Source organism: Cupriavidus sp. LA-1 (assembly GCF_055385985.1).
In genome coordinates this window covers 4,004,654-4,019,060 of record NZ_AP031387.1, presented here as the reverse complement: position 1 = coordinate 4,019,060, position 14,407 = coordinate 4,004,654, and the positions used below count along the sequence as shown (strand labels likewise).

The following is a 14,407-nucleotide window of genomic DNA, read 5'->3' as shown; positions in this document are numbered from 1 at the left end:
GGCCATGGCCAAGCGACAGGCGCCCGACACCCGTCCGGAAATCTACGTCAGCACCGACGTGGAGGCCGACGGCCCGATCCCGGGCCCGCACTCGATGCTGTCGTTCGCGTCGGCGGCCATGCTGGCGGACAAGACCGTGGTCGGCACCTTCTCGGCCAACCTCGAAACCCTGCCCGGCGCCGCCGGCCACCCAGTGCAGATGCAGTGGTGGCAAACGCAGCCCGAAGCCTGGAGCGCCTGCCGGCGCGACCTGCAGCGGCCCGAGGACGCCATGGTGCGCTATGTCGAATGGGTCGAGCGCCTGCCCGGCAAGCCGGTCTTCGTCGCCTTTCCGGCGGGCTTCGATTTCACCTGGATGTTCTGGTACATGATGCGGTTTGCCGGGCGCTCGCCCTTTGGCTGGGCCGCGCTCGACATCAAGACGCTGGGTTTTGCGCTGACCGGGCGCCCCTACCGCAAGACCGTCAAGGCGGCGCTCCCGGCCGAATGGATGGATCCGCTGCCGCACACCCATGTGGCACTGGACGATGCGCTCGAACAGGGTGCGCTGTTCTGCAACATGCTGGCCGCGCTGCGCGAGCGCGAAGCCGCGCTGGCCGCCATGGCGCCTGGCGTCGCGACGGATGCTAGCGAGTCCTCACCTCCGCCCGGGCAGGCATGAATCCTTGCTGCGGCGCATCAGCCGTGGCGGCACGTACCTTGCAGACCGGCGCTCGCAACTGTCGCCAGCCCGGCTATAGTAGAAGCGGATACGGCGTACCGGGCGAAACGAGCCATGACTATCCGGCGCACTTGCGCAACCACGCCATATACCGCTTGAGCCATATTGCCCGGACCGCGCGGCGCCTGCCGAGGAGGTGTCGATCATGCGTTTTCCCACCGACCTACACTTGCGCGACCTGGCCGGCCGGATCCATTGGCCGCATGCCACGCGGGACGCCACGCCCATTACCCATCGCCACACCTCGGATGAGGACGCCGAAGTCGCCAAGGCCACGCTATACATCAGCACCGTGACGCTGGTGGTACTACTGGTGGTGCTGGCGGCCATCGCTTTCGGTCAGGAGGCCATGCACTGGCTGGGTGTTCATTAGACGACCCGCCTGAAGCTGTTTGCCTCAAGCACCGGCCGGCCCCCACTCACCGTGGGGGCCGGTTCTATTTCGGGCCGGGCCAGGCTGGCTCAGGCCAGCAGTGGCGCCACGTTCTCGGGCGGGCGGCCGATCGCGGCACGGCGGTTGCGCACTACCACCGGGCGCTGCAGCAGGATCGGGTTGTCGGCCACGGCTGCCAGCAGTTCGGCCTCGGTCAGGCCGGGATCGTCCAGGCCCAGCTCGGCATACGGCGCTTCGTTCGCGCGCAGCATCTCGCGCACCGGCACGCCCAGCAGGGTGTGCAGCTGGCGCAGCGTCGACAGCGACGGCGGCTGCTTCAGGTATTCCACGATTTCCACCGGTTCGCCCAGCCGCTCGGCAGCGGCCTGGACCAGGGCAAGCGTCTCGCGCGACTTGGAGCAGCGGGGGTTGTGGTAGATGGTGATCATGGCAGGTCCTTTCTTGTCGTTGTCGTGCCCCGCCCCGGGGCGTTGGCACTAATGCGGTGCAAATCAATCCGCACTATATACAAGACACCGGGCCTCGCGCAGCATCACGCTGGTGCATGTGCCCGGCACGCATCCTGCGTTGCCCCAAGTCCTTGCATAGGGCACCATTCCCGATGACCTCCACCACCCTTACCGCCGCCGCGCCGTCCGGCGCCGCCATGCGCAAACCCTTCACCCTGCGCGACGCCACCCCCGCCGACGTCCCTGCCATCCACGCCATCTACGCGCACCACGTGCTGCACGGCCGCGCCTCGTTCGAGGAAGTGCCGCCGAGCGTCGACGAGATGCAGCTGCGCTTTGCCGAGGTGCACCGCAAGGGCCTGCCCTACCTCGTCGCCGAGCGCGACGGCGAGGTGCTGGGCTACGCCTATGCGTCGGCCTACCGTGCGCGCAGCGCCTACCGTTTTGCCATCGAGGATTCGATCTATATCGACCACCGCCGCGTCGGCGAGGGCCTGGGCCAGGCCCTGCTGGCCGAGCTGGTCGCCCGCTGCGAGACCGGTCCCTGGCGCCAGATGGTCGCGGTGGTCGCCTGCACCGCCGGCGGTGAAGGCGCGGGCTCCCTGGCCGTGCATGAACGGCTGGGCTTCCGCACCGTCGGCCGGCTCGAGGCGGTGGGGTTCAAGCACGGGCAGTGGATCGATACGGTGCTGATGCAGCGTGTGCTGGGGGCGGGGGCGGCGACGTTGCCGGAGTAGGCGGAATCGGCTGCGGCAAGTTCAGACGTGTCCCATAGGCACGCAGGTGTCCTGGTATCGACAATGCCTATACTCCGTCATTACAAGGACCTTGGACATGCTTGTGTCGGAAGAAGCCAAACTCACGGTCACGCTGGATGCCCAGCTGCGTGACGCGTTCATCGCCAAGGCAACGGCACAGGGGCGTACTGCGTCAGAAGCCTTCCAGGACCTGGTGCGCGAGTACCTCGATCGCAGCAGCAAGACGCGCGACTACGAGGCATTCCTGCACAGCAAGGTTGAAGCTTCCCGCGCGTCGATGCGCGAGGCGGGCGGCATTCCCGGGGAACAGGTCGAAGCCGAGTTTGCAGCCTGGCGCGCTGCGGCCCGACGGCGCGCTTGAGGGCTGTCTGGACAGCACTGGCACGGCGCGATCGCACACGCATCTTCGAGTTCATCGCCCAGGATGACCTCGAAGCGGCTGCTCGCCTGGATGAACGATTTCTCCAGGCAGCGGAGCGCTTGTGCGCGTTCCCCGTCTTGGCGCCAGCTGGCAGCGTGCAAGGCACTCGCGAATTCGTGGTCCACGAACACTGTCGCCTGATCTACGAGATCGAAGGCGATACGGTGCTGGTGCTCGCGTTGGTACATACGTCGCGCTGTTGGGCGCCGGTCGAGCATCCGGAGTAGCGGAACAGCAGCCCGCCAAAACAAAAACGCCACGGAGTCCTCCGTGGCGTCTTGCCCAGCAAAGCCCGGCGCGTGCCGGCGCCGAGGCCTTACTTCATCAGGTCCGACAGCGCCAGTGCCACCACCTTGGTCGCACGGTTCAGGTCGTTCAGGCGCAGGTTCTCATCCGAGTTGTGGCCGCGGGCTTCCATCAGCGTGCGCGGGCCGGCGCCGTACAGCACGGTCGGGATGCCGCGCTTGGTGTAGTGGCGGGCGTCGGTGTACAGCGGCACGCCCTGCACCGGGATCTCCACGCCGAACACGGACTCGGCACGGCTCTTCAGGGCGCCGATCAGCTTCTCCACGCCCGGCAGTTCCGACAGCGGCTCGGCCAGGATGATGCGCTCGACCTTCACCTCGATGCCCGGGCGGTCCTTGGCGGCCTTTTCCACCACGGCGCGGAGCTCGCCTTCAGCGTCGAAGCCGATTTCCTCGGGGATCATGCGGCGGTCGACGCGGAACGTCACCAGGTCAGGCACCACGTTGGTGTTGATGCCGCCCTTGATCAGGCCGACGTTCAGCGTGGCGGTGTCGATGCCCGGCACCTTGGACTTGCGCGTGGCTAGTTCGGCGCGCAGGCCATAGATGGCTTGCAGGATGTGGGTGGCGGCTTCGATCGCGTCCACGCCCGTGTGCGGCATGGCGGCATGGCCCTGCTTGCCCTTGACCGTCACTTCGACGTGCAGGCAGCCGTTGTGCGACGAGGTGATGCCGTACGAGAAGCCGGCCGAGATGGCGTAGTCGGCCTTGCTCAGGTTGTTGTCGAGCAGGAACTTGGGACCGATGTCGCCGCCGGTTTCCTCGTCGTAGGTGAACTGCAGTTCAACCGCGCCGTTGATCCTGGCGCCCTGCTTCTCGGCTTCCATCAGCGCCAGCACCGCGTAGGTGTAGGTGGCGAAGTCCGACTTGGACACCGCCACGCCGCGGCCGTACATGACGGGGCCGTGCTCGCTGTCAGCCACTTCGCCGCCGTACGGGTCCTTGGTCCAGCCCAGGCCCGGGGGCACCACGTCGCCGTGGGCGTTCATGGCGATGGTCGGGCCGCCCGTGCCGAACTGCTTGCGCACGATCAGGTTGGTGGCGCTGATCATGCCGGCGGCCTTCACCAGCTCGTCCGGCACCTTGTGCGCTTCCACCGTAAAGCCCAGGCCCTCCAGCAGCTCCTTGGCGCGCTTGCCGTGGGCGTCGCAGTCGCCTGCGGGGTTGTCCGAGGGCACCTTGACCAGTTCGGCCAGGAAGGCTTCCTGTTGCGGACGGTGCTGGTCGATGAACTGCGTCAGCGTGGTTTCAGTGGGGTTCATATTGTCTCGTGCGGTCATGACTGGTTCTCGTAACTACTGAGGGGGTTCGGGTGGGGCTTCCGGGGCGGGCTTATTGCGGCAGCCGGAAGTGCTCGACGAAATCGCTGAACACGCGCGCGGACAGGGCTGCATCCTCGGCGGTCATGGTTTCGGTGGGATGGTGGCTGATGCCGCCGTTGCCGCAGCGCACAAACAGCATGGCGACGTCGGCGATGGCGGCAATGGCCATGGCGTCGTGGCCGGCGCCCGACGGCAGGTGGCGCACCGGCACGCCCTGGCGGGCAATGGCGGCGGCCCATTGCTCTTGCAGCCACGGGGCGCATGGCACGCTGTTTGCCTCGTGGGTCTTGCGGATCTGCGAGTGCACGTTGCGGCGCGCGCAGACGCGCTCGATCTCGGCCAGCACGTCGTTGACGGCGGCCTCGCGCTCGGCGTCGACGCCGGCGCGGATGTCGATGGAGAACACGGCGCGGCCGGGCACCACGTTGGTGGCGCCGTTGGGCACGTTGAACTGGCCGACCGTGCCGACCAGGCCCGGCTTGCCGCCGCAGCGCTTCTCGATATACAGGCCGATCTCGGCGCCGGCCATGGCCGCATCACGGCGCATGTCCATCGGCACGGTGCCGGCATGGCCGGCCAGGCCTTCGAGCTCGACGATAAAGCGCGTGGCGCCGGAGATGGCGGTCACCACGCCTACCGGCAGGTTCTCGTTGAGCAGCACCGGGCCTTGTTCGATATGGACTTCGATGAAGGCCGCGACCTTGCTGCGGTCATGTTTGGCGGCGGGCAAGGCGGCGGCGTCGAAGCCAGCCTCGCGCATCACCTCGCGCATGGTCTTGCCGCTGTCGTCGAGGTTGTCCAGCACGTTGTTGTCGAAGGTGCCGGCGATGGCGCGGCTGCCCAGCAGCGTGGCCTTGAAGCGCACGCCCTCTTCCTCGGCAAAGCCGACCACCTCGATCGCAAACGGGAAGCGCTTGCCCTGGCGGTTCCATTCGGCCACGCAGGCGGTCGGCAGGATCACGCCCAGGTTGCCGTCATAGCGGCCGCCGTCGCGCACGGTGTCGAAGTGCGAACCTGTCAGCAGCGCCGGCGCGTCCGGCGTGGTGCCCTCGTAGCGGCCGATCACGTTGCCCGCCGCGTCGCGCCGCACCGTCATGCCGGCCTGCTGCATCCACTCGGTCAGTTGCGCGGCGGCGCCGTGGTGGGCCTCGGTCAGGTAAGTGCGGGTGAGCATGCCGGGCTGCTCGGTGTGGACGGCCAGGGCGTCGGCCCAGGCCATGATGCGCGTGCCAGTCTCTGCGGCGGACGGCGACGGATTTGCTGCCATGCGTTGTCTCCTGCTGGAAGTGCGTGAACGCCGCGGCGGGTGGTCCGGCAAGGCCCGCCGGCGTCTGCCGGAGGCCTGCCGGCGCGGGCGGGGTGCCCGGGCCGAAGCTCTATTCTGTGCGATTTATGTTAGCACAGTGAATTCAAAAATTGCATACAAAAATGATATGCACTATATTCGCTTCCACGTTCAGACAATCTTCTGCGGACAATCCGGTCCGGACATTCGATTGCGTGGATTCCGCCTCAACAGGGGGCGCTGTCCGCGAAGTGGCGTGCTCCCGACCCGGAAGCCCCGCAAGGAACGTAAGGCCGGCAGCCACCCGCCAGTAGAGCAGTACGGGGCCGCCGGTGATTCCTGGATCAGATGGGCCAGCCAGCGCCAGCCAATGCACAGGCGCCGGACCGGCCCGGTACGGAGACAACCATGCAGCACGCAGTACCCTCGCAGCCCAGCCCCGGCGCTCGCCTGCACACCCGCTTCACCCGCTCCCTGTTCGGTCAGGTGCTGATCGCCCTGGTGATCGGCACGCTACTTGGCCTGTTCTTCCCCGAATTCGCCGCCAAGCTCAAGCCGCTGGGCGACGCCTTTATCAAGCTGGTCAAGATGCTGATCGGCCCTATCGTCTTCTGCGTGGTGGTTGCCGGCATCTGCGGCGCCGGCGAGCTGAAGAAGGTCGGCCGCGTCGGCCTCAAGGCGGTGGTGTACTTCGAGATCGTCACCACCATCGCGCTGGCGCTGGGCATCCTGCTCGCATACGTGTTCCATCCGGGCACCGGCATGAATGTGGACCCGCGCTCGCTCGATGCCTCGGCCATCGCCGGCTATATCGAGAACGCCACCAAGGTGAAGAGCTCGGGCACGGCCGACTTCCTGCTCAAGCTGATCCCCAACACGATCATGGGCGCGTTCGCCAGCGGCGACGTGCTCCAGGTGCTGCTGGTCTCGGTCCTGTTCGGCTGCGCGCTGTCGCTGGTGGGCGAGCCGGCGCAACCGCTGGTCAGGCTGATCGACAACTTCTCGCACACCATGTTCAAGATGATGGGCTTCATCATCAAGCTCGCGCCGATCGGGGTGCTGGGCGCGGTGGCGTTCACGGTGGGCAAGTACGGCATCGGTTCGCTCAAGCAGCTCGGCTTCCTGGTCATGCTGTTCTATGGCGCGGTAGCCCTGTTCGTGCTGGTGGTCCTCGGCACCATCATGCGGGTGTGCGGCTTCTCGGTGATCAAGCTGATCCGCTACCTGCGCGCCGAGCTGCTGGTGGTGCTGGGCACGGCATCTTCCGATAGCGTGCTGCCACAGGTGATGAAGAAGCTCGAGTTCATGGGCATCAAGAAATCTGTGGTGGGCCTGGTAATCCCGACCGGCTATTCGTTCAACCTTGACGCCTTCTCGATCTACCTGACGCTCGCGGCCGTGTTCATTGCCCAGGCAACCAACACCCCGCTGTCGCTGCCGGACCTCCTCGGCATCCTGGCGGTGGCGCTGGTCACCTCCAAGGGCGCGCACGGCATTCCCGGTTCGGCCATCGTGATCCTGGCCGCGACGCTGTCCGCACACCCGGCCATTCCCGCGATCGGGCTGGTGCTGGTGCTGTCGGTGGACTGGTTCATCGGCATCGCCCGCGCGCTGGGCAACCTGATCGGCAACTGCGTGGCCACCGTGGTGGTGGCGGCCTGGGAGAAGGATATCGACCGCGAACGGGCGCATGGCGTGCTCAATGGCACCATCGAGGCGACCGACCTCGACTCCGGCCTGGCCGCGCTGGCGGAAGACGGCGCGGGCGCCGGTTCTCCCGTCGCCGTGCCGGGGCGATAGAATCACGCATCTCCCCAACCGCGCAGCCTCTGCGCAAGTGCGCTGCCATGCCTGAGCATATCGATCCTGCCATGACCGCCGAAGCGATCGCCGAAGACATTGTCGCGGCCATCGTTTCGCACCGCCTGCCGCCCGGCACCAAGCTGCGCGAGGAGGCCCTGGCCAGTGTCTACCGCGTCAGCCGCACCAAGGTGCGCGCGGCGCTGCTGATGCTGTCCAAGGACAAGGTCATCCAGATCGTGCCGGACAAGGGCGCCTTCGTGGCCAAGCCCAGCGCCGAAGAGGCGCGCGAGGTCTTCGCGGTGCGCCGCATCCTGGAAGCGGCGCTGGCGCGCGAGTTCGTGGCCAAGGCGACCGCCGCCGACTACAAGCGCATCGACCGCCACCTGGCGGCCGAGCGCAAGTCGCTGGCGGGCAGCGACGCCCAGGTGCGCACGCGGCTGCTGGGTGACTTCCATATCGTGCTGGCCGAAGTGGTCGGCAATGGCGTGCTGACCGAGATGATGCGCGAGCTGTCGGCGCGCAGCGCGGTCATCACCATGCTGTACCAGTCGCGGCGCGACGCGGCCTGCTCGTCGGACGAACACCGCGAATTCATCGAGGCCGCCCGGGCCGGCGATGTCGAGCTCGCCGTCAGGCTGATGGTGGACCATCTGGGCCATGTGGAAGGCGCACTGCATTTTGAGGAAACCGCGCCGGTGTCGCGCGGCAAGGACCTGGTCACGGCGCTGCTGGCCTAGGCCCAGGGTCTGTTCACGGCCCCGCTTGACGTGAGTCAAAGCGTTCCGTGCGGCCCACGCGCACACTGGACCCCGCCATGAAGACGCGGGGGCGCACTTCATGAGCACTCCGCCTTCCGGCACCTCATCGACGGAAGGCTGCCCGCACGCTGCAACGGTGTGCGGGCTTTCTTTTTTCCGAGGACTGGGTTTTGCGCCGCGGAATGGCACCCTGCCCGGCCTTGGCCGCAACGCCGTCCGGCATCCGTTTTCCCTTCCCCGCCAGCTATTTGCAGCACCCGGCGGCGCTCACGGCACGGCCTGTTGTTGCGGCTGCGTCGCCCGGCATTGCCGGCGGTACGCGAAATCGAATCCCGGCTTCAGGTTAGGATGCCAGGGGCCCAAGCCAGAGGCCGGCGCCGCAGCATCCGGGCGGACGCGCACCAGAACAGAAACATGGAGACCTTCATGCGCCATCGCGCAATACCTGCCGTGCTGTCACGCCGCCGTCGCTAGACCTCCCCTGCATTTCGCCCCGCCACGGGCCGGCCTGACGCCGGATCGCGGCCCGCATCGCCTGACCATCGATCGAGAGGACTACCCATGCCCAGTGCCTTCCGCCCCGACGCCTTTGCCGGCAAGACCGTATTCGTCGCCGGCGCCTCGTCCGGCATCAACCTCGGCATCGCGCACGGCTTCGCGCGCGCCGGCGCCAGGCTGGCGCTGATCAGCCGCACCGCCGAGCGCATCCAGGCCGCCGCCGACACCATCACCGCGGCCGGCGGCACCGCCATCGGCATGGCCGCCGACGTGCGCGACTACGCCGCCCTGGAAGCCGCTTTTGCGCGCGCCCGGGACGAACTGGGGCCGATCGATGTGGTGATCTCCGGCGCCGCGGGCAACTTCCTGGCGCCGGTGGTGGGCATGTCGGCCAATGCCTTCAAGACCGTGGTCGATATCGACCTGCTCGGCACCTTCAACGTATTCCGCGCCAGCTTCGACCATCTGAGCAAGCCGGGTGCGTCGCTGATCGCGATCACCGCGCCGCAGGCGGTCAACGCCATGATGTTCCAGGCCCATGCCTGCGCCGCCAAGGCCGGCATCAACATGCTGATCAAATGCCTGGCCATGGAATGGGGCCCGGCCGGGGTGCGCGTGAACGGCATCTCGCCCGGCCCGATCGCCGACACCGAAGGCATGGCGCGGCTGGCGCCCACGCCCGAGATGGAGGCCCGCTACAAGGCCCGCCTGGCGCTGCGCGACTACGGCACCAAGGACGATATCGCCGATGCCGCGATGTACCTGAGCAGCGACAACGCCCGCTACGTCACCGGCACCATCCTCGACTGCGACGGCGGCAGCAAGCTGGGCGACGCCTCCGCCGACGCGCTGAAGAAGCCGCAATAAATTTCCGCACCCGCACCGAACCACGACCAAGCAACAAGGAGAACCACCATGACCGCATCCGTCCTCTATCAAGCCAGCGAAGGCGTGGCCACGCTGACCCTGAACCGCCCGGACGTGCTCAACGCGCTGAACGGCGACCTGATGCGCGAACTGCGCGAGGGCGTGGAGCGCGCCGCCGGCGACGCCAGCGTGCGCGCCGTGCTGCTGACCGGCGCGGGCCGTGGCTTCTGCGCCGGCGCCGACCTGGCCGCGCGCGGCAAGGACGGCATCACCGATTCCGGCGCGCTGCTGCGCGAGCGCTACCACCCGATCATCATGGCGCTGCGCCAGATGCCCAAGCCGGTCGTTACCGCCGTCAACGGCGTGGCCGCCGGTGCCGGCATGAGCCTGGCGCTGGCGGGCGACGTGGTGCTGGCGGCCCGCTCGGCCAGCTTCCTGCAGGCATTCTCCAAGATCGGCCTGATCCCGGACGCCGGCAGCACCTACTTCGTGCCGCGCTATGCCGGCGAGATGCGCGCCCGCGCGCTGGCCATCCTGGCCGAGAAGATCGATGCCGAGGAAGCCCAGCGCATCGGCCTGGTGTGGAAGGTCCACGCCGACGACGCGCTCCAGGACGAGGCCGGCAAGCTGGCCCGCCACCTGGCCACCATGCCGACCATGGCCTACGGCATGATCAAGGAAGCCCTGAACCAGAGCTTCGACAACGACCTGGCCGCGCAGCTCGAAGTGGAAGCCACGCTGCAGTCGCGCGCCAGCCGCAGCGAAGACTGCAAGGAAGGCGTGGCCGCCTTCATGGAGAAGCGCAAGCCGCAGTTCAAGGGCTGCTGAGCGCCAGCGCCTTCGCCGTTTGCAGCATCCCCGGGTGACAGGCGTCCCCGGGGCCAGGGAAAACAGCACAAGGAGACGCATCATGCTTGGCCTAATGCAAGACCGTCCGTTGTTGATTTCTTCGCTGATCGAATACGCCGCGACGTACCACCCGCGACAGGAGATCGTTTCGCGCACGGTGGAAGGCGACACCGTGCGCAGCAACTACGAGACCGTGCACCGGCGCGCCAGGCGCGTCGCGAACGCACTGGCCGCGCTCGGCGTGCAGCCGGGCGAGCGCGTCGGCACGCTGGCATGGAACACGCATCGCCACCTGGAGCTTTACTTCGGCGTTTCGGGCTCGGGCGCGGTGCTGCATACCGTGAACCCGCGGCTGTTTCCTGAGCAGATCGCCTACATCATCCACCACGCGGAAGACCGCGTGCTGTGCTTCGACACCACCTTCGCGCCGCTGGTGGCGCAACTGGCGCCGCAGCTGACCAGCGTGCGGCACTACGTTGCGATGACCGGCCGCGCGCAGATGCCCGCCGTGGTGGCGGCCGGCGTGCCCGATGCATTGTGCTATGAAGACCTGCTCGACGCCGCCAGCGATGACTACGCCTGGCCGCAGTTCGACGAGCGCACCGCTTCGTCGCTGTGCTACACCTCCGGCACCACCGGCAACCCCAAGGGCGTGCTGTACTCGCACCGCTCCACCGTGCTGCACAGCCTGAAGGCGAGCGCGACGGATACCTTCGGCGTCGGCCCGGACAGCACCATCCTGGTGATCGTGCCGCTGTTCCATGCCAACGCCTGGGGCCAGCCCTACGCCTGCGCGATGAACGGCGCCAAGATGGTCCTGCCCGCGCAGCACCTGGACGGCGAAAGCGTGTACCGGCTGCTGCGCGACGAGCGCGTGACCTACTCCACCGCGGTGCCGACGGTCTGGCTGATGCTGTTCCAGTATCTCGACGCCCATCCCGAGATCGACCCGTCACAGCTGCAGCTCAAGGTCGCGGGCGTGGGGGGATCGGCCGCGCCGGCCGCGATGATCCAGCGCTTCGAAAAGCAGTTCGGCGCGCGCCTGGTACAAGGCTGGGGCATGACCGAGACCAGCCCCATCGGCGTCATCAATACGCTGCTGCCGCAGCATGCGGAACTGGATGATGCCGCCCGGCTGAAGGTGCAGCTCAAGCAGGGCCGCGCGCTGTGGGGCGTTGAGCTGCGTATCGAGGACGATGCCGGCAACGTGCTGCCGCACGACGGCATTGCCTTCGGCCGGCTCAAGGTGCGCGGCCCGTGGATCGCCTCGGGCTACTTCAAGGCGGAAGCCAGCGCGCTCGACGCCGACGGCTGGTTCGACACCGGCGACGTCGCCAATATCGACCCCGAAGGCTATGTGCAGCTCGTGGACCGCGCCAAGGACGTGATCAAGTCCGGCGGCGAATGGATCTCGTCGATCGATGTCGAGAACGCCACCATGGGCCACCCCGCGGTGGCCGAGGCCGCGGTGATCGGCGTGCCCCATCCCAAGTGGCAGGAGCGGCCGTTGCTGGTGGCGGTGAAGCGCCCTGGCCACGACGTCAGCGCGGCCGAGCTGCTGGACTATCTGGCCGGCAAGATGGTGCGCTGGTGGGTGCCCGAGGACGTGGTCTTTGTCGATGCCCTGCCCCATACCGCCACCGGCAAGCTGCTCAAGGTGAAACTGCGCGAGACCTATCGGGACTACGTGCTGCCGGCCACCGACACAGCGCGCACCGCATAGCCACCCAACACAGAATTCGCATCCCAAGGAGCCCACGCATGAGCGCCAGCAGCAACGAACGTATCCTCGTCACGATCGAAGGCGGCGTCGCCGATGTCCGCCTGAACCGCCCGGACAAGATGAACGCGCTCGACCAGGCCATGTTCGACGCCCTGATCGAGACCGGCGAGCAACTCGCGCGCATGCCCGACCTGCGCGCGGTGGTGCTGTCAGGCGAAGGCCGCGCCTTCTGCGCGGGTCTGGACATGGACCGCATGGCCGGCATGTTGTCCGACGGTGGCGGTGAATCCCACAACGACAGCATTGGCGCCGGCCGCCTCGGCAAGCGCACCAACGGCATTTCCAATCGCCCGCAGTACGCTTGCATGGTCTGGCGCGAACTGCCGGTGCCGGTGTTTGCCGCGGTCCACGGCGTGGCCTTTGGCGGCGGGCTGCAGGTGGCGCTGGGTGCGGATGTGCGCTATGTCGCGCCCGATACCAGGCTGTCGGTGATGGAAATGAAGTGGGGGCTGGTGCCCGACATGGCCGGCATGGTGCTTACGCGCGAGCTGGTGCGCCCCGACGTGCTGCGCGAGCTGATCTACAGCGCGCGCGTGCTGAGCGGCACCGAAGCCTGCGAACTGGGCCTGGGCACCTACCTGGCCGACGACCCGCGCGCCGCGGCGCTGGAAGCCGCGCGCCAGGCAGCGCAGAAGAACCCGCACGCGATCCGTGCGGCCAAGCGCCTGATGGCGGTGGTGGAGCGCGGCGACAACGCCGCCATCCTGCAGGCCGAGTCCGACGAGCAGGACCGGCTGGTCGGCTCGCCCAACCAGCGCGAGGCGGTGCTGGCCAATATGCAGAAGCGCGCGCCGCGCTTCGAGCCCGCGGGCTGAAGCAGCGCCCTCAGTGGTGGCGCCGGCGGCGCCACCACAGCGCATAGGCCGCCACATTGACCGCCAGCACCACCAGGCCCAGCCACAGCTGCACCGCGGGCGTGAGCCCCGCCGGATAGATCAGCGGCAACAGGTAGCGTTCAACAAAACCACCGCTGTAGCCGGCCTGTCCCGCGGCCTGGCGCAGCGTGTTTTCCAGCGGCGTCAGCGGGCAGATCCAGCCGGACCATTCGATCAGCACGCCCCACGCCGCCGCGGGCAGGTGCAGCCATGCGACGCGCGGCCAGCGCAACACCAGCAGGCCGCCCGCCACCACGAACACGATAAACAGCCCGTGCACGATGACCACCAGGTCGGCCAGCCAGGCTGTGATCGGCATCGCGCCCGGCAGCGGCCTCAGTTGTCGCCCGCCGTGTCCATCCAGTAGCCCGGACGCGCGAACTGCGCCTTCAGGTGCTCGATGAAGAAGCGGATCTTGGCCGGCACCGGGCGCTGCTGCGGGTACACGGCAAGGATGTCGTAGGCGGGCAGCGCGTATTCGTCCAGCACCGTGATCAGCTCGCCGCTCTCCAGCTGCGGCAGGATCTCCCAGGTCGAGCGCCAGCCCAGGCCCAGGCCCTCGCCGGTCCAGCGGTGCAGCAATTCGCCGTCGTTGCAGTCGAGGTTGCCGTTGACGCGCACGGTCACGGCCTTGCCGTTCTGGCTGAAGTACCAGCCGCGCTGCTGGCCGCCCTGCAGGTTGAACGCCAGGCAGTTGTGCTGGGCCAGGTCGTCCAGCGTCTGCGGCACCCCATGCTTCGCAAAGTAGGCCGGCGTGCCGCACACCACGCGCTTGTTCGACGCCAGCTTGATCGCGACAAAGTTCGGGTCGATGGCGCCGCCGATGCGGATGCCCACGTCATAGCCTTCGCGCACCAGGTCGACCACGCGGTCGGTCAGGTTGAAGGAAATCTGCACTTCCGGGTTGGCCGCCAGGAACGCCGGCGCGTGCGGCGCCACGTGCTTGCGTCCGAACGCCGCCGGTGCCGACACGATCAGGTGGCCGGTGGCCTTGTGCTTGCCTTCGGCGATCAGCATCTCGGCGCGGTCCAGGTCGGCCAGCGCCTTCTTGCACTGCTCCATGAACACCGCGCCCTGCTCGGTCACGGCGATGCGGCGCGTGGACCGGTGCAGCAGCTTGACGCCGATGCGGGCTTCGAGCGCGTTGATGCGGCGGCCGATCATCACCGGCGTCACGTTCTGCGTGAGCGCCGCGGCCGCCATGCTGCCGTGCTCCACCACGGCGATAAAGGCTTCGATTTGCTTGAGTTTGTCCATCGGATATTCGTCTCCCGGGCGCCATTGTGCGGCATCGGCGCCGCCTTGGCATCCGGGCGGCG

Annotated in this window: 16 protein-coding genes; 11 read left to right on the top strand and 5 right to left on the bottom strand. The window is 67.7% G+C overall.

Annotation, left to right across the window (positions count from 1 at the left end):
* Positions 1-4: 4 nt before the first annotated feature.
* Together ACZ5MJ_RS18755 and ACZ5MJ_RS18750 are read left to right on the top strand one after the other, a co-directional pair.
* Complete coding sequence (locus ACZ5MJ_RS18755) at positions 5-661, top strand: 3'-5' exonuclease family protein (RefSeq protein ID WP_464221387.1); 657 nt, start codon at positions 5-7, stop codon at positions 659-661.
* 205 nt (positions 662-866) lie between these two features.
* Entirely contained in the window at positions 867-1,094 is a 228-nt protein-coding gene (locus ACZ5MJ_RS18750; protein ID WP_111521305.1) for a hypothetical protein, read from the top strand.
* 89 nt (positions 1,095-1,183) lie between these two features.
* Here ACZ5MJ_RS18750 and arsC read toward each other — a convergent pair whose 3' ends face one another.
* Complete coding sequence (gene arsC / locus ACZ5MJ_RS18745) at positions 1,184-1,543, bottom strand: arsenate reductase (glutaredoxin) (RefSeq protein WP_464221386.1); 360 nt, start codon at positions 1,541-1,543, stop codon at positions 1,184-1,186.
* 173 nt (positions 1,544-1,716) lie between these two features.
* On the opposite strand from arsC, the gene ACZ5MJ_RS18740 reads away from it, so the two are divergent.
* The 3 genes from ACZ5MJ_RS18740 to ACZ5MJ_RS18730 all read left to right on the top strand — a co-directional run bounded on the left by ACZ5MJ_RS18740 (position 1,717) and on the right by ACZ5MJ_RS18730 (position 2,970).
* Positions 1,717-2,301, top strand: a complete 585-nt coding sequence (locus tag ACZ5MJ_RS18740; RefSeq protein WP_464221385.1) for an N-acetyltransferase family protein — start codon at positions 1,717-1,719, stop codon at positions 2,299-2,301.
* A gap of 97 nt (positions 2,302-2,398) precedes the next feature.
* A complete protein-coding gene (locus tag ACZ5MJ_RS18735) occupies positions 2,399-2,683 on the top strand; it encodes an antitoxin of toxin-antitoxin stability system (protein ID WP_464221384.1) in 285 nt (94 codons plus the stop codon).
* Positions 2,680-2,970: a type II toxin-antitoxin system RelE/ParE family toxin gene (locus tag ACZ5MJ_RS18730; protein ID WP_464221383.1), complete on the top strand. Its 291-nt coding sequence runs from the start codon at positions 2,680-2,682 to the stop codon at positions 2,968-2,970. Before ACZ5MJ_RS18735 ends, ACZ5MJ_RS18730 begins: the two co-directional genes overlap by 4 nt.
* A gap of 89 nt (positions 2,971-3,059) precedes the next feature.
* Here ACZ5MJ_RS18730 and ACZ5MJ_RS18725 read toward each other — a convergent pair whose 3' ends face one another.
* Both ACZ5MJ_RS18725 and ACZ5MJ_RS18720 read right to left on the bottom strand, forming a co-directional pair.
* Positions 3,060-4,328 (bottom strand): M20/M25/M40 family metallo-hydrolase, encoded by a 1,269-nt coding sequence (locus ACZ5MJ_RS18725; RefSeq protein WP_464221382.1) that lies wholly within the window; start codon positions 4,326-4,328, stop codon positions 3,060-3,062.
* A gap of 52 nt (positions 4,329-4,380) precedes the next feature.
* On the bottom strand, positions 4,381-5,637 hold the full coding sequence (locus tag ACZ5MJ_RS18720; RefSeq protein ID WP_464221381.1) for an allantoate amidohydrolase: 1,257 nt from the start codon (positions 5,635-5,637) through the stop codon (positions 4,381-4,383).
* Positions 5,638-6,063: 426 nt separating this feature from the next.
* Here ACZ5MJ_RS18720 and ACZ5MJ_RS18715 point away from each other — a divergent pair, with 426 nt between their 5' ends.
* The 6 genes from ACZ5MJ_RS18715 (at position 6,064) to ACZ5MJ_RS18690 (ending at position 13,028) form a co-directional block, all read left to right on the top strand.
* Positions 6,064-7,455 carry a C4-dicarboxylate transporter DctA gene (locus ACZ5MJ_RS18715; protein ID WP_464221380.1) on the top strand — a complete coding sequence of 464 codons (1,392 nt, stop codon included), beginning with the start codon at positions 6,064-6,066 and terminating at the stop codon, positions 7,453-7,455.
* Positions 7,456-7,502: 47 nt separating this feature from the next.
* Positions 7,503-8,195 (top strand): GntR family transcriptional regulator, encoded by a 693-nt coding sequence (locus ACZ5MJ_RS18710; RefSeq protein ID WP_464221379.1) that lies wholly within the window; start codon positions 7,503-7,505, stop codon positions 8,193-8,195.
* Positions 8,196-8,777: 582 nt separating this feature from the next.
* Complete coding sequence (locus ACZ5MJ_RS18705; protein WP_464221378.1) at positions 8,778-9,581, top strand: SDR family oxidoreductase; 804 nt, start codon at positions 8,778-8,780, stop codon at positions 9,579-9,581.
* A gap of 48 nt (positions 9,582-9,629) precedes the next feature.
* Complete coding sequence (locus tag ACZ5MJ_RS18700) at positions 9,630-10,409, top strand: enoyl-CoA hydratase-related protein (RefSeq protein ID WP_464221376.1); 780 nt, start codon at positions 9,630-9,632, stop codon at positions 10,407-10,409.
* Between the two features lie 82 nt (positions 10,410-10,491).
* Entirely contained in the window at positions 10,492-12,153 is a 1,662-nt protein-coding gene (locus ACZ5MJ_RS18695) for a long-chain-fatty-acid--CoA ligase (RefSeq protein ID WP_464221375.1), read from the top strand.
* 38 nt (positions 12,154-12,191) lie between these two features.
* Positions 12,192-13,028, top strand: a complete 837-nt coding sequence (locus tag ACZ5MJ_RS18690; protein ID WP_464221374.1) for a crotonase/enoyl-CoA hydratase family protein — start codon at positions 12,192-12,194, stop codon at positions 13,026-13,028.
* 10 nt (positions 13,029-13,038) lie between these two features.
* Here ACZ5MJ_RS18690 and ACZ5MJ_RS18685 read toward each other — a convergent pair whose 3' ends face one another.
* The gene (locus ACZ5MJ_RS18685; RefSeq protein WP_464221373.1) at positions 13,039-13,407 is read right to left on the bottom strand and encodes a DUF2784 domain-containing protein; all 369 of its coding nucleotides are present in this window, start codon (positions 13,405-13,407) and stop codon (positions 13,039-13,041) included.
* A gap of 17 nt (positions 13,408-13,424) precedes the next feature.
* Positions 13,425-14,345 carry a LysR family transcriptional regulator gene (locus ACZ5MJ_RS18680; RefSeq protein ID WP_464221372.1) on the bottom strand — a complete coding sequence of 307 codons (921 nt, stop codon included), beginning with the start codon at positions 14,343-14,345 and terminating at the stop codon, positions 13,425-13,427.
* Positions 14,346-14,407: the final 62 nt, after the last annotated feature.

What these genes read in the sequence shown, in the direction of transcription:
- ACZ5MJ_RS18755 (WP_464221387.1), top strand. Translation starts at nt 5, where the DNA reads ATGGCCAAGCGACAGGCGCCCGACACCCGTCCGGAAATCTACGTCAGC.
- ACZ5MJ_RS18750 (WP_111521305.1), top strand. Translation starts at nt 867, where the DNA reads ATGCGTTTTCCCACCGACCTACACTTGCGCGACCTGGCCGGCCGGATC.
- arsC (WP_464221386.1), bottom strand. Translation starts at nt 1,543, where the DNA reads ATGATCACCATCTACCACAACCCCCGCTGCTCCAAGTCGCGCGAGACG.
- ACZ5MJ_RS18740 (WP_464221385.1), top strand. Translation starts at nt 1,717, where the DNA reads ATGACCTCCACCACCCTTACCGCCGCCGCGCCGTCCGGCGCCGCCATG.
- ACZ5MJ_RS18735 (WP_464221384.1), top strand. Translation starts at nt 2,399, where the DNA reads ATGCTTGTGTCGGAAGAAGCCAAACTCACGGTCACGCTGGATGCCCAG.
- ACZ5MJ_RS18725 (WP_464221382.1), bottom strand. Translation starts at nt 4,328, where the DNA reads ATGACCGCACGAGACAATATGAACCCCACTGAAACCACGCTGACGCAG.
- ACZ5MJ_RS18720 (WP_464221381.1), bottom strand. Translation starts at nt 5,637, where the DNA reads ATGGCAGCAAATCCGTCGCCGTCCGCCGCAGAGACTGGCACGCGCATC.
- ACZ5MJ_RS18715 (WP_464221380.1), top strand. Translation starts at nt 6,064, where the DNA reads ATGCAGCACGCAGTACCCTCGCAGCCCAGCCCCGGCGCTCGCCTGCAC.
- ACZ5MJ_RS18710 (WP_464221379.1), top strand. Translation starts at nt 7,503, where the DNA reads ATGCCTGAGCATATCGATCCTGCCATGACCGCCGAAGCGATCGCCGAA.
- ACZ5MJ_RS18705 (WP_464221378.1), top strand. Translation starts at nt 8,778, where the DNA reads ATGCCCAGTGCCTTCCGCCCCGACGCCTTTGCCGGCAAGACCGTATTC.
- ACZ5MJ_RS18700 (WP_464221376.1), top strand. Translation starts at nt 9,630, where the DNA reads ATGACCGCATCCGTCCTCTATCAAGCCAGCGAAGGCGTGGCCACGCTG.
- ACZ5MJ_RS18695 (WP_464221375.1), top strand. Translation starts at nt 10,492, where the DNA reads ATGCTTGGCCTAATGCAAGACCGTCCGTTGTTGATTTCTTCGCTGATC.
- ACZ5MJ_RS18690 (WP_464221374.1), top strand. Translation starts at nt 12,192, where the DNA reads ATGAGCGCCAGCAGCAACGAACGTATCCTCGTCACGATCGAAGGCGGC.
- ACZ5MJ_RS18685 (WP_464221373.1), bottom strand. Translation starts at nt 13,407, where the DNA reads ATGCCGATCACAGCCTGGCTGGCCGACCTGGTGGTCATCGTGCACGGG.
- ACZ5MJ_RS18680 (WP_464221372.1), bottom strand. Translation starts at nt 14,345, where the DNA reads ATGGACAAACTCAAGCAAATCGAAGCCTTTATCGCCGTGGTGGAGCAC.